The organism is Rhizobium sp. SRDI943 (assembly GCF_057653695.1).
The window spans coordinates 3,733,984-3,747,811 of the sequence record NZ_CM172787.1; the positions used below are offsets into that span (position 1 = coordinate 3,733,984).

Consider the following 13,828-nt stretch of genomic DNA (forward strand, 5'->3'; position numbering starts at 1 on the left):
AATGCACGATAAGGCTTTGCCGCGGCGGCTTATTTCACGAGGAATTCATGGTCACGGAAATTTCACTCTCCGACGTGCGGGGATTGATCGGCATGGAAACGGGCCTTTCGGATTGGGTCACCGTCGACCAGACGATGATCGACGCCTTCGCGTCGGCGACCGACGACCATCAGTTCATCCACGTTGATCCCGCACGCGCGGCGGCCGAAAGCCCCTTCGGCGGCACCATCGCCCATGGCTTCCTGACCCTGTCTCTGCTGTCGACGATGAACTACAACTGCCTGCCGAAAGTGCGCGAGCAGACTCTTGGCATCAATTACGGCTTCGATCGCGTCCGCTTCATGACGCCGGTGAAAAGCGGCGCCCGCGTTCGCGGTCGCTTCCTGCTTTCCGAAGCCCGCTTCCGCGGCGCCGGCATGCTGATGACCACCTATGACGTTACGATCGAGATCGAAAACGAGAAGAAGCCGGCACTGACGGCAAAATGGATCACCATCATCCAATTCGACCCGAAGGACCGTCCCGCGGACATCTGAGCAAAATCGCTTTGTTATTCGGCCGAATTGAACACGGCTTCGAGAGCATGTCCGTCGGGATCCATGACGAACGCCGCATAATAGTGCTCACCGTAATGAGACCGCAGGCCGGGACGGCCATTGTCGCTGCCGCCATGCGCGATTGCCGCCGCATAAAACTGATCGACTGCCTGGCGGTTCGGCGCGGCAAACGCCAGATGAAAACCCGGGCCGGGCGCACGCTGGCCATCCGGGCGATGCTTGATCGCCAGCTTGTCCCCGCCGCCGGGAAGGCCGTAGCCGATTGCCTCCCCTGTTTGCCCTGGCCTGATATCGTCCCAGACCCTGATATAGCCGAGCGCGGCAAGGGCGGCATCGTAAAATGCCGCCGACCGCTCGATATCGGAAACACCGAGGGAGACATGGTGCAGCATTCGCTTACCCCTTGAATGAGCGCACGCCCGCGATTTGCTGAGACTCAGTGCCCAGCGTCTTCAGCCGCCTCGTTCAGCAGCCCGAAGACATAATCCGAAAACGACCGCCAGCACTCCACCCGGAACGTGTCTTCTTCCGTACGGAAAAGCACGATTTCCGCCTTGCCGAAGACCGTGCGCGATGCGGCGCCGATCGGAAAGGAAGAAAGCGACAGATCCTGTGGGCAGCCGCCCGAAAGCGTCGCCTCGGCACCCGGTCCCGAAACGATGATCGCGACATTGCGGTGGGAAACGTCGGTCGCCGAATGCAGCGTACCGGCGGCGGAAAGTGCAGCCATCAGACCGGCGCCGGCCTCATCGATCACCAGCCACTCGTCCGGGCCAATCCAGAGCGCCGATCGGGCGCCGGCCCGGCCGGATGTCTTCGGAGCATCCGGCAGCGTCAGGCCGAGAGCAGAAGAAAGTGCCGAGAGCGATTCCGCCGGCGCGCGTAGCGCCACCCGGCTGGCCGTGGGTGCGGTCGTCAACCGCACCGCTGCGGAGCCGCCGAGACGTCCGGCCAGCGCCGGTTTGCGAATTGCGACATCAGCCATGGATGCGCCCCCCTTCCTTGTCAAAGAATACCAGATCCGTCACTTCGACGGCGATCGTCCGGTCCGGCATCGGCACATAGAGCGTTTCGCCCATCCGCGCCCGGCCGCCGGCGACGAGCGCGAAGGCAATCGACCTGCCGCAATTGTCCGACCAATAGGCTGATGTGACGTGGCCGAGCATGGTCATCGGCTTCGGCTCGTTCGGGCTCGCGACGATCTGCGCGCCTTCTTCGAGCACCAGCTTCGGGTCCTTGGTGACGAGGCCGACGAGCTGTTTGCGCCCGTCCTTGACGAGATCCGGCCGCTTCAACCCGCGGATGCCGACGAAATCCGTCTTTTTCTTCGAAACCGCCCAGGAAAGTCCGGCGTCATCGGGGGTCACCGTCCCATCGGTATCCTGCCCGACGATGATGTAACCCTTCTCGGCGCGAAGAACGTGCATCGTCTCCGTGCCGTAGACGCAGGCGCCGAGCGGCTCAGCATTGGCCCAGACCGCTTCGAGAACCGACTGGCCGTAATCGGCCGGCACATTGATTTCGAAGCCGGTTTCACCGGTGAAAGAGACGCGGAAGAGCCGCGCCGGCACGCCGCAAACCGTGCACTCGGCAACGCTCATATGCGGGAAGGCCTCGTTCGAAAGATCGAGCCCTTCGACCAGCGGCGCGACGATCTCGCGCGCCTTCGGTCCCTGCACGGCGATGACAGCCCATTGTTCGGTCACCGAAGTCAGCCATACCTTCAGATGCGGGAATTCCGTCTGCAGGTAATCTTCCATGTGATGGAGAACACGCGGCGCGCCGCCGGTGGTCGTCGTCACATGGAAACGGTCGTCCGCCAGGCGTCCGACAACGCCGTCGTCATAAACGAAACCGTCCTCGCGGGTCATGATACCGTAGCGGGCCTTGCCGGGCTTCAGCGTGTCCCAAGCATTGGTGTAGATGAGGTTGAGAAATTCCGCCGCATCCGGCCCCACCACCTCGATCTTGCCGAGCGTCGAGGCGTCGAAGATACCGGCCGCCTCGCGTGCCGTCCGGCATTCGCGAGCCACCGCCTGATGCATGGTCTCGCCGGCCTGCGGATAGAACCAGGCACGCTTCCAGTTGCCGACATCCTCGAAGACCGCGCCATGGGCTTCTTCCCAGGCATGCAGCGGCGTCTTGCGCGTCGGATCGAACAGCTCTCCGCGCGAATGACCGATCAGCGTACCGTAGGTAACCGGCGTATAGGGCGCACGGAAGGTGGTGAGGCCGACCTGCGGGATTTCCTTGCCGAGCATTTCAGCGGCAATCGCCAGGCCATGCATGTTGGAGAGCTTGCCCTGGTCCGAGGCCATGCCGTTGGTCGTGAAGCGCTTGATATGCTCGATCGAATGCATGCCCTCGCGCACGGCAAGGCGGATATCCTTGGCGCAGACGTCATGCTGGAAATCGATAAAGGCCTTGGCGTTGGTCTTCGGCCCGGCGCCTTCGGCAGCACCAATCATGCCGCCCGTCCAGTCATAGGCCTGTTCGGCCGAAATTGCGATCTTCTCGCCACTGCTTCTGCCGGTGGCCTGCGCCATCAGTTCGCCGGCGGCAAGCGACTCCTCGATCGTCCGCTGCAGGTCGTCGGTGCCGTTGCACGCGCCGACCGAGAGGCAGTCCTGCGCATAGGAGCCGGGCAGGAAACGCTGGCTTTCGGCATCGAAGGCCACTTTGCCGCGCGACTGCGAGAACAGATGGACGGACGGCGTCCAGCCGGCCGAAACCAGCAGCGCATCGACCGCGATCTTGCGCGGCGAACCGCCGCCGTTGCGCGCCACCGTCATCGACGAGATGCGCAGCCGTCCCGAGGTGTTGACGACCGATTGGCCGGCCAGAACATCGATGCCGAGCGTACGCGCCTCCTCCAGCACCGCCGCTCCCGGCGTCTGCCTGCAATCGACGATGGCGGCGATCGAAACACCGGATCGTTTCAGGTCGAAAGCCGCCTCATAGGCCGAGTCGTGCGCCGTGTAGATGCCGACTTTGGCCCCGACCGCAACGCCGTAATGATTGAGATACATCCGCCCCGCCGAGGCGAGCATGATGCCCGGCCGGTCGTTGTTCGGAAACACCATGTGCCGCTCGATCGCGCCGGTGGCAAGGATCACCCGCTTGGCCCGGACCTGCCAAAGCCGCTCGCGCGGCAGATCGCGGGAAGGCTTGGCAATATGATCGGTGACGCGCTCGGCAAGACCGACGAAATTGTGGTTGTAGTAGCCGAAGGCGGTCGTGCGGGTGAGCACTTCGACATTATCCATCGCCTTCAGCCGCGCCACGGCCTTCTGTGCCCAGCTATTGCCGTCCTGTCCGTCGATCCTCACGCCGGCATCGTAGCGCAATGCCCCGCCCGCTTCCGCCTGCTCGTCGCAAAGGATCACGCGGGCGCCGGTCTCGGCCGCAGCCAGCGCCGCCGAAAGCCCGGCAACACCGGCGCCGACCACCAGCACGTCGCAATGGGCATAGCGGCTGGCATAATGGTCCGGATCCTCCTCCGTCGGTGCGACGCCGAGGCCGGCGGCACGACGGATGAGCGGTTCGTAGACGTGTTTCCAGGCGGCGCGCGGCCACATGAAGGTCTTGTAGTAGAAACCAGCGGCAAAGAACGGCGACATCAGGTTGTTGACCGCACCGACGTCGAAGGCAAGCGAGGGCCAGCGGTTTTGCGAGCTGACGATCATGCCGTCGAAGACTTCCTGCACGGTGGCGCGCACGTTCGGCTGCTTGCGCGCCGTATCGCGGGAAACGTCGATCAGCGCGTTCGGCTCTTCGGCCCCTGCCGACAGAATACCGCGGGCCCGGTGATATTTGAACGAACGGCCGATGAGATGCACGCCGTTGGCGATCAGCGCCGAGGCGACGGTATCACCTTCGAGCGCCGTATAACTCTTGCCGTCGAAGCTGAAGCGCGCGGTCCTGGCCGGTGTCAGGCGCCCCTTGCCTGCGATACGGTTCACGCCGCTCATTGCGCCTCTCCTTCCACGGCTTCATATGTCTCGACAGGCCCATGCTGCTTGGCCGCCGCACCGATCTCAGGCTTTGGCTCCCCCGCCTTGTAGGTCATGATGAACTTGTCGCTCACCGTATCGCGCGCCGCGTTGAAGAAGCGCCCGCAGCCGTGAATATGCCGCCAGCGCTCGAAGATCAGCCCCTTCGGATTGTCGCGGATAAAGAAATAAGACTCGAATTCCTCGTCCGAAATCGAGGCGATATCGGCGGGCCGCGCGATATGCGCGTCACCTGCGCCACGGAATTCGAGCTCGGAGCGCTCTTCCTGACAGTAGGGGCAATAGATCAGCAGCATGTGTTACCCGTCTTAGAGTTCCGACCCGGAAACATTGGTTCCCGGAGGTTGATTGCAGAGACGCTTTCCCATCGTCACATAGGGAATGAGGCGCTTGAGAAGCTGTTCGAAATTGTCATAGGGCTCCAGCACATCGGTCATGCCGATATTCGCAAAAGCCATCTTGGCGATATCGTTGTCGATCACGAAGGCACGTCCCGGCGTTCCGCCGACCTCAGGCACGAAATAAACGGCTGGTTGGCGCAGGATCATCGCGCAAAGCAGCGTGCCGCTCTCGGCAACGAAGGGCCATTCGCTTTCGCCGGCAACCCTGTGGATCTTCTGCAGGCGGAAATCTCCGACGCCGGGAAAGACGTCACCGGCCGGCATTGCCGCGCCACTGATCCCGATCGTCAGGAGAGCCGCCGTCCACATCAGTGTGCCACCGCCGCCGCCGCCGCCTCGTCGATCAGCCGGCCACTGCGGAAACGATCCAGCGTCAGCCCGGCATTGAATTTGTGCGGCTCGTCGCGGGCAATCAGATGCGCGAAGAGATTGGCCGAGCCCGGCGTCGCCTTGAAGCCGCCGGTGCCCCAGCCGCAATTGACGTAAAGCCCGGGAACCGGCGTCTTCGACTGGATCGCCGAACGATCCGGCGTATTGTCGACGATGCCGCCCCATTGCCGCATCATCTTGACGCGCCGGAACATCGGGAAGAGCTCGCAGATAGCGTCGAGCGTGTGCGTGATGATCTGCAGCCCGCCGGTCTGGGAATAGGAATTATACTGGTCGGTGCCGGCGCCGATGACCAGCTCTCCCTTGTCGGACTGGGAGATATAGGCATGCACCGTGTTCGACATGACGACGCAGGGAAAGATCGGCTTCAGCGGCTCGGAGACCAGCGCCTGCAGAGGGCTCGATTGCAGCGGCACGCGCACACCAGCCATCTGCATGATTGTTGTCGTATGGCCGGCCGCCGAGACGGCGATCTTTCTGGCGCCGATGAAGCCACGCGAGGTCTCGACCCCGGTCACCTGTCCGTCCGGACCGCGCCGGATGCCGGTCACTTCACAATTCTGGATGATGTGCACCCCGCGGTCTGAGGCCGCCCGCGCATAACCCCAGGCGACCGCGTCGTGCCTGGCCGTGCCGCCGCGCCGCTGCAGTGCTGCGCCGTTGATCGGGTAGCGCGCGCTGGCCGAGATATCGAGCGGCGGACAATAGGCCCTCGCCTGCTCCGGCGTCAGCCATTCATTGTCGATGCCGTAGAGCCGGTTGGCATGGATATGCCGCTTGAAGGACTGCTGGTCGTGAATATTGTGCGAAAGCATCATCACGCCGCGCGGCGAATACATCACATTGTAGTTGAGCTCCTGGGAAAGCCCTTCCCAGAGCTTCATCGAATGCTCGTAAATGTGCATGCTCTCTTCGTAGAGATAGTTCGAGCGGATGATGGTGGTGTTGCGCCCGGTATTGCCGCCGCCGAGCCAGCCCTTCTCGATCACCGCCACATTGGTGATGCCGTGCTCCTTGGCGAGATAGTAGGCAGCGCCCAGCCCGTGGCCGCCGCCGCCAATGATGACGACGTCGTATTCGGCGCGCGGCTCAGGCGAAGTCCACTGCTTCTCCCAGCCCTTGTGGCCGCGAAGGGCCTCCCGTGCCACGGCAAAAACCGAATATTTCCGCATCCGCCTTCTTCTCCTTCGGGAAAGGGCTTGTTCTCCGCGCTCATACAAATCGCAAATCCAAATGCGGCACAACGGTTCTTTTGCGACGCGCGAGAGCTTTGCTTTCGACACGCTGACGAGAATGCCGTTCCAGGCGGATGACGCAAGCGTCTGCATTTCCGCTGAGCCGCCGGACCGCCCCTAACCCAAGAGGGTGAGAAGACAAGCAATTGCTAAAATGTTAACAATCGCACGTTCCCGGGGTACGTGTATCATGTGGGGTTGGCGCTCAGTATCAATCGCGATGCTTTGCATCGCGTTAAGCGGCGCATGGCCGGCGCTCGCCGCCGAGCCGGTTGGCCAGGCCGTCGTCATCAAGACGCAGGTGACGGGACAGAGCGGGCCGATCGAGGTCGACACCAGCGTCCATCGCAACGAGCGCATCAAGACATCACCGTCGGGGCTTGGCCAATTCGTGTTTCGTGACGGCACGAAGCTCGCGGTGGGCTGGGGTTCGTCGGTCGTGATCGACAAATATGTCTTCGATGATTCCCAATCGGTCAAGAAACTGACGATCAGGGCAGCAAAGGGCACATTCCGCTGGGTCAGCGGCAATTCCAACTCCTCGGCCTACCAGATCCTGACGCCGGCCGGCACGATCGGCGTGCGCGGCACCGCTTTCGATTTCTACGTCGGCCCGGATGGCACGACCGCCGTCGTGCTGTTGAATGGCGCTGCCCGTTTCTGCGGCCCGGGCGGCTGCCGGCAATTGCAGCAGCGCTGCGATTGTGTGGTGGCCAAGCCGAACGGCGATATGTCGGCGGCACGCCGGGTCGATCCCAGCATCCTCGCGACACTCGGAAATCAGCACGCCCTGCCCTTCCTCTCCGGCAATCAGCGGCTTGCAGGCGGCATCGGCATGCTCGGCGGCTGCAATATGGCGTCAGCCGCGCCGGAAAGAAGGGACAGGAACCGGCCCCCGCCTCCGGCTTCGCCCGATCCACAGAAACAAGATCCGCCGCCGAAACAGGCCGAGCCGCAAAAGGAACGGCCACACAAGCCCGATAAGCCGCATCACGACAAACCGCACCATGATAGGCCACATCACGACAGGCCGGATAGGCCCGACAAGCATGATGGAAACGACAGGCCGGGAAATCACAGCCAGAATCACGGGAATGACCGGGATCATCGAGGACACGACCGCGACCATGGCGGAGATCGTGATCACGATAAGGATCGTGATCGAGATCACGGCAGGGATCGCAACCACGACAAGGGCCGGAGTTTCAATCGGAACCGCTGACGCCTTCAGTCGGCCGCGCTCTTCTCGAAGCGATCAGCCACCTCGCGAAAATGATCGGTCCTGCCGGAGATCCGCTGATAGAATTCCGCCAAACCGCCGATCACCTGCGCCGCCCGGAGCTTTGCCGTGCCGATAAGCTTGCGGGTGTTCTTTGAATGCGAAAGCAGGGCCTGCATCAGTTGCTGGTGAACGACAACAAGCGCTGCAAACTCGGCAGATGCTGCAACGCGCTCGGCGCCGACGACGGCGAGGATCTGCGTTCGGCTGCTCTTGCCCTTGAGCGGGATGGCACCGGCCTCGATCAGCGCCATTCCCCGCACCGACCTTGCCGTGCTGTCGGATATCAGAATATCGAAGCCGACCTCTTTGCAGCATGATTCCAGCCGCGCCGCGACGTTGACGGCATCACCAACCGCCGAATAGTTGAAGCGCGTCTTGGCGCCCATATTGCCGACGCAGGCAAGGCCGGTATGGATGCCGATGCCGATCCCGACCTCTTGTCCTGGCCCGAAGCCGAAGGCGTCGCCGGCGTTCAATTCGGCCAGCGTTTCGCGCATGGCAAGTGCTGCGCGAACGGCCTTGGTTTCATGATCGGCCACATCGACAGGCGCATTCCAGAACGCCATGATCGAATCGCCGATGAACTTGTCGAGCGTGCCTTCATGGGCCACCACATGGCGGCTCAGCGCATCGAGCAACGTGTTCAGGAACGCGACGACATCTGTCGGCGCCAGCCGCTCGCTGATCTCCGTAAAGCTCCTGACGTCGACAAACATCACCGTCAGTTCGCGATCGTCGCCGCCGAGGCGCAAAGCATCGGGGGTATGCTCGATGCGGTGGAGCAGCGATGGAGAAAGATAATGCCCGAAGGCGCGCCGCACCGCGCGCCGCTCCCTGTCGATCACCAGGATCCGGAACGAGGTCGCGGCAAAATGAATGATCGATCCGCTGACGATCGGAGCCAGCGGATCGAAGAGAAGTCCTGCATAAAGAAACGACAGCCAGGACGCCACCAGCGCCATGGCCGTGATCAGCAGGCCACAGATTAGAGCGACGGCGGGGCTGACGAAGGTCGTCACCACGACGAGCAGGCATCCGACCACCGCGATCGTCAGGATTTCCAGCCCGTCGGCCCAGTCGGGCCGCGACAGGAAATGGCCGGAGAGGATCTGCTCGACGGCCTGCGCATGCAGCGAAACGCCGGGAACGTTCTCGCCAAGCGCAGTGACGCGGATGTCCTGCAGGCCGGCTGCCGATGTGCCGACGAAGACGATGCTGCCGTCGATGGCGGCCGCGACCTCGGGAGAGGCCCCTTCGGCCGCGAGCACCTGACGGGCGGATATATAACGTTCCGCTCGGTCGGGGCTGACATAGAGCCAGAGTTCGCCTGCTGCCGTCAGCGGCACGACGAAATCGCCGATCTTTGCCGATGTCATGATGCCGACGCGATCGGGCGCTCCCGATAGCACATAGGTCGATGCCCCCTGTGCGACGCGCAGGGCCTCGATTGCGAGATTAGGATAGAGCTGCTCGCCGTCTGTCAGGAACAGTGGCACCGCCCGCACCACCGGCGAGGGGTTGCCGGGATTGAGGCTGATATGGCCGAGCCCCGCCGCATTGGCCTCCAATTGCGGTCTGAGCGGCGTCGAGGCGCCGAGATAGGGCGGAGCCGAGACGGGGCTTTCGCCGGTGAAGGCGAAGCCCGCCTTGACCGGCGGCCGATAGTTGCCCTCGTTGGAAAGACCGAAGCCGAGCACGACGGGTTTTCCGGCAATTGAACGGGCGAATATCTCGTCATTGTCGGGCAGCTTCTCGGCCAAGGACGGATCCACACCGGCAACGTCGCGCACAACATTGCGCGGCGACAGCCGGTCCGGCTCGGCGAAGAGAACATCGAAGGCGATGGCCGAGGCACCCATCTCCGAAAGCCGGTCTACCAGCAGAGCCATCCGGTCCCGCGGCCACGGCCACTGGCCGAATTCGCGCAACGACGTCTCGTCGATGTCGATCACGCGGACCGGCATCGGCTCGAAGGTCCTGGGAACCAGTCGCTGATACTCGTCGAACGTCACGCCGCGGATCAGCTTGAAAATCCCAGGATCGCCTGCCCGGAGGAGCGTCAGCATAGCCACGATCGCCAGGCCGATAACGACACCGATTTGCTGCACGCGCGTCATGATCTCACCGGCTGTCCCTCCGACGGCCGACAGAACGGCCCGCACCTGCTGGCAGACAGGCTACGCCGCTTTCGGTCCAAACGCCATTCGCAGATGCATCCCGGGCGCTGTCTTTTCAGCATCCTGAGCTACGAAACCTATGCGCTAGTGAACGAAATCGTCGACGCCGGAGCACGCCGATCGCCCAAGGGTCAGGACGGCTCTCAAGGAGGCAATCGCCGCGCTGGACGAAGCTGCGCCCGAACCGGCCGGATCATGACTGGATTAGGCGAAGCATGATTTTTCCGCCCGCCTCCCATCCCCATCTGGACTTCCCCTACCCAATCTGCTATTTCGCGTCACCAATCGCAAGGCTCCTGCCGCGCGAACGTAATTATTTTGCCTCAGGCCGCTGCGCCGCCTCCGGCATCAACCAACCAAAGGAACGTGATTCTCGTGCAGGTACTTGTCCGCGATAACAATGTTGATCAGGCTCTCCGCGCTCTCAAGAAAAAGATGCAGCGCGAAGGCATTTTCCGCGAAATGAAGATGCGCGACTATTACGAGAAGCCGTCGCAGAAGCGTGCTCGCGAAAAGGCCGAGGCTGTTCGTCGCGTTCGCAAGCTGGCCCGCAAGCGCGCCCAGCGCGAAGGTGTGGTCGCAGCACGCTGAGCGTTTCCGTCGTTATTTCGACGTTTTCAGATGCATTGTGGCGGGGGCGATCGGTTCGCCGCCGCCTTTTTTAGTTTGCCGCTGAGAGATCGCATATCCGCGCACCGGATATGCCGTATGGGGAAAGCGAGCCCGAATGGCTGTCAATACCTTTAATCCGTCCCGCGCTCTGCGTTTGCAGAAAACGGCATTCCTGCCCGCTCTGGCGCTGGCGGCAATGTTCGGCCTCGCCGGCTGTGAGACGACCAATACCACGGATGCCGTGATCCGCATCGACAAGGCGCAGGGCTCGGAAGAGAACATCGCGTCGCTGACGGCGGTCATCAACGCCAATCCGAGGGATCCCGAAGGTTACAACGTCCGTGGTTCCGCCTATGGCCGCGCCGGCCAGTTCCGCCCGGCGCTGAACGATTTCAACACGGCATTACAGATCAATCCGCGGTTTTTCCAGGCTTACGCCAACCGCGCTCTCGTTTATCGCAACATGGGCCAGCAGGCCCAGGCGATTTCCGATTACAATGCCGCCCTGCAGATCAATCCGAGCTACGACGTCGCCTATATCGGCCGCGGCAATGTCTATCGCATGGCCGGCCAGGATGATCAGGCTTTCAACGATTTCGACAAGGCGATCCAACTCGGCACTACCGATGGCCGCGCCTATCACAATCGTGGCCTGATCTATCAGAAGCGCAATCAGCAGGACAAGGCGATCGACGATTTCTCGAAAGCGATCTCGCTCGCCCCGAATTCGGCCGAGCCCTATAATGGCCGCGGCATTTCCTATATCGCGCTGAACGACGACGACAACGCCTTTGCCGATTTCAACCATGCGATCGAGCTTAACGGCAACATCGCCGAATCCTGGGCCAACCAGGCGCTCGTCTACGAACGCCGCGGCGACAAGGCGAAGGCTGCCCGCTCCTATCGTCACGCGATCGGCCTCGATCCGAAGTACCAGCCGGCCCGTGACGGCCTTGCTCGCGTCGGCGTCGCCCCAGCCGGCTAAGGACATCATCGGGCGGCCCGCAACGGCCTCTTGCCGGTCGCGCCGCCCATCGGAGATGTCGACCAAAGCATTGATGATTCAAGCGAATCTTCCGGCCGCCCGATGTTATCGAGGTGATAGCGTGCTAACCTGGGCGGAGGAAGCGACGCTGCCGCAAAGCCGACCGCACCGCCTTGCAAAGAGAAGCCGAAAAAGCGTCCATCATCGTCGATGGCCTGTTATAGTGTGTTGCAACCTGCTCTTGCTCCCCCTAACATGGACCTGCTTCGATAGCCCGCTATCGGATGTTCGAACACGTGTTGAGGGCGGTTTGCGAAAGATGCGGATCTTTGCTTTCCTGGCCGCAGGCGAAAACCGTTGCGGGCCACGCGCATTGCAGCGCCGCGCGTCCTTTCAGACGCGCAAAGAACGCTATAGCCCTTTGAGTTGCTGCATGACTTTATCCTTAAATCGATTCCGATTTAAGGAATTATCCGATGTGGCGTAGCAGATGAAAATCGTCACGCTGTTCTTTCCCAAGGCTTCGATCGGCACCTACCTCGTCGCCATGGCCGTGGCGATCGCACTGCCGATCTTCGCCTTCGTGGCGCTGCTTCTGCTGCAGCTGGAGGACAATCAGCGTTCGACGCTGAAGCGCGAGACGGCCCAGGATGCGCTTGCCCTTTCACGGATCATCGACCGCCAGCTTCAGGACATGGCGACGACACTGCGGCTGCTTTCGAGTTCGCCGGAGCTTGAAAACGGCAATCTCGCTTCCTTCCATGAGCGCACGGAAACGGCCCTCAGAGACAATACGCTTTTCGTCATCGCCGTCGACAGCAGCGGCCAGCAACTACTGAACACGCGTCGGGCATTCGGCACGCCGCTTGGCAAGACGGCGAACATCCCTGCCCTCGAAGCGGTCATGGCTTCCGGTCGCATCGAGGCCTCCGACGTCTTTCGCGGCCGGACCAGCGGCGAATGGGTCTATAACGTCACCCTGCCACGGAAGAATGATCCGGTCGCAGCCCTTATCATCACGCAAAACGCGAAGGATCTGGGCAAGCTCGTGACCACCGAAGGTCTTGCCTCTGGCTGGTCGGCCGCCGTCATCGACGAGAGCGGCCACGTCGTCGCAGCCAGCGGCCCCGCTAATCTTGAACCCGGTACGCCCTTCGATCCGCGCATTCTGCCGGCGCTCACCGTGTCCCGCGGCGTCTTCGAGGACGAGACGATCCTGCCGCACATGCTCCTCGGTTATGCCCAGATTCCCGGTTGGTCGTGGAAGACAGTGATCTGGGGACCGATTGCCCAGGCTTCGATCCTCAGCACCTGGCGTTTCCTCATCATCGGCGGCGTGGCACTGGTGCTGGTCGCCGTGCTGGGCGCCTATGCCGTCGCAAGACAGGTGCGCACCACCATCCGCGATATCGCCGACATGGCAAACCGCATGGGCGAAGGTCATATCGTCTCACCGGTCGAGACCAGCGTCATCGAGGCGAACCAGGTGGCGATTGCCCTTTCGAATGCCTCTTTCGACCGCAGCCAGACCGAAGACCGGCTGCGTTTCGTCATGCACGAGCTCGTCCACCGCACCAAGAATCTTCTGACGCTTGCTCAGGCAATGATGCGCCAGCTGGCCAAGCAGTCGGACAGCGTCGAGACCTTCCGCGCCGCCGTCGCCGACCGCCTTGAGGGGTTGGTGCGCTCGATCGAGCTCCTGACCAGCGAACAATGGGGAGGCGTATCGCTGCGGCGGGTCGTCGACATCCATTTGCACGCATTCCCGCAATCGCGCGAACAGATCGACATCAGCGGCAAAAACTTCGTGCTGAAGCCGGATGCAGTGCAGAATCTCGGCCTCGCCTTGCATGAACTCGCCACCAATTCGGTGAAATACGGGGCGCTCTCCGTACCGCAAGGCCGTGTCCGCTTCGAGTGGCGCGACGTCAGCGAGGAAGACAAACCGGATGCCCTGCTCCGCTTCACCTGGGAGGAACGCGGCGGCCCGCCGGTCGCCCAGCCATCGCGCTCGGGCTTCGGCACGACCGTTATCAAGGCTCATGCCGCCTCCGCCTTCCGCGGCACGGTTGAGATCGATTTCCGGCCCGAAGGCCTGTTATGGGTGCTGACGGCGCAGCGCGCCACGCTGGAGCGGGAATAGAGCGCCGCGCGTCTCTTAAGACGCGCTAAGGAC

At 62.4% G+C, this 13,828-nt stretch carries 12 protein-coding genes; 5 read left to right on the top strand and 7 right to left on the bottom strand.

Annotation, left to right across the window (positions count from 1 at the left end; genetic code table 11):
- Positions 1–47: 47 nt before the first annotated feature.
- Entirely contained in the window at positions 48–536 is a 489-nt protein-coding gene (locus AC245Y_RS18920; RefSeq protein WP_012758985.1) for a MaoC family dehydratase, read from the top strand.
- Between the two features lie 14 nt (positions 537–550).
- Here the strand turns inward: AC245Y_RS18920 and AC245Y_RS18925 are convergent, their stop codons facing one another.
- The 6 genes from AC245Y_RS18925 to AC245Y_RS18950 are packed head-to-tail and all read right to left on the bottom strand — an operon-like array spanning position 551 to position 6,533.
- Positions 551–949: a VOC family protein gene (locus AC245Y_RS18925; protein ID WP_012758986.1), complete on the bottom strand. Its 399-nt coding sequence runs from the start codon at positions 947–949 to the stop codon at positions 551–553.
- Between the two features lie 44 nt (positions 950–993).
- The gene (locus tag AC245Y_RS18930; RefSeq protein WP_017995191.1) at positions 994–1,542 is read right to left on the bottom strand and encodes a sarcosine oxidase subunit gamma; all 549 of its coding nucleotides are present in this window, start codon (positions 1,540–1,542) and stop codon (positions 994–996) included.
- The gene (locus tag AC245Y_RS18935; RefSeq protein WP_017995192.1) at positions 1,535–4,528 is read right to left on the bottom strand and encodes a sarcosine oxidase subunit alpha; all 2,994 of its coding nucleotides are present in this window, start codon (positions 4,526–4,528) and stop codon (positions 1,535–1,537) included. Before AC245Y_RS18935 ends, AC245Y_RS18930 begins: the two co-directional genes overlap by 8 nt.
- Positions 4,525–4,866 (bottom strand): sarcosine oxidase subunit delta, encoded by a 342-nt coding sequence (locus AC245Y_RS18940; RefSeq protein ID WP_012758989.1) that lies wholly within the window; start codon positions 4,864–4,866, stop codon positions 4,525–4,527. The genes AC245Y_RS18935 and AC245Y_RS18940 overlap by 4 nt, the downstream gene beginning before the upstream one ends.
- 12 nt (positions 4,867–4,878) lie before the next feature.
- Positions 4,879–5,280 carry a hypothetical protein gene (locus AC245Y_RS18945; protein ID WP_012758990.1) on the bottom strand — a complete coding sequence of 134 codons (402 nt, stop codon included), beginning with the start codon at positions 5,278–5,280 and terminating at the stop codon, positions 4,879–4,881.
- Positions 5,280–6,533 carry a sarcosine oxidase subunit beta family protein gene (locus tag AC245Y_RS18950; protein WP_012758991.1) on the bottom strand — a complete coding sequence of 418 codons (1,254 nt, stop codon included), beginning with the start codon at positions 6,531–6,533 and terminating at the stop codon, positions 5,280–5,282. Before AC245Y_RS18950 ends, AC245Y_RS18945 begins: the two co-directional genes overlap by 1 nt.
- Positions 6,534–6,786: 253 nt before the next feature.
- Between AC245Y_RS18950 and AC245Y_RS18955 the strand changes: the two genes are divergently transcribed.
- Positions 6,787–7,818 (top strand): FecR family protein, encoded by a 1,032-nt coding sequence (locus AC245Y_RS18955; protein ID WP_026157477.1) that lies wholly within the window; start codon positions 6,787–6,789, stop codon positions 7,816–7,818.
- Between the two features lie 5 nt (positions 7,819–7,823).
- Here AC245Y_RS18955 and AC245Y_RS18960 read toward each other — a convergent pair whose 3' ends face one another.
- Complete coding sequence (locus tag AC245Y_RS18960) at positions 7,824–9,995, bottom strand: CHASE2 domain-containing protein (RefSeq protein WP_026157478.1); 2,172 nt, start codon at positions 9,993–9,995, stop codon at positions 7,824–7,826.
- A gap of 435 nt (positions 9,996–10,430) precedes the next feature.
- Between AC245Y_RS18960 and rpsU the strand changes: the two genes are divergently transcribed.
- The 3 genes from rpsU (at position 10,431) to AC245Y_RS18975 (ending at position 13,795) form a co-directional block, all read left to right on the top strand.
- Positions 10,431–10,646 carry a 30S ribosomal protein S21 gene (gene rpsU / locus AC245Y_RS18965; RefSeq protein WP_012758994.1) on the top strand — a complete coding sequence of 72 codons (216 nt, stop codon included), beginning with the start codon at positions 10,431–10,433 and terminating at the stop codon, positions 10,644–10,646.
- A gap of 136 nt (positions 10,647–10,782) precedes the next feature.
- A complete protein-coding gene (locus AC245Y_RS18970) occupies positions 10,783–11,652 on the top strand; it encodes a tetratricopeptide repeat protein (protein ID WP_012758995.1) in 870 nt (289 codons plus the stop codon).
- A gap of 490 nt (positions 11,653–12,142) precedes the next feature.
- Positions 12,143–13,795 (top strand): sensor histidine kinase, encoded by a 1,653-nt coding sequence (locus AC245Y_RS18975; protein ID WP_017995196.1) that lies wholly within the window; start codon positions 12,143–12,145, stop codon positions 13,793–13,795.
- The last annotated feature ends 33 nt before the right edge of the window (positions 13,796–13,828 follow it).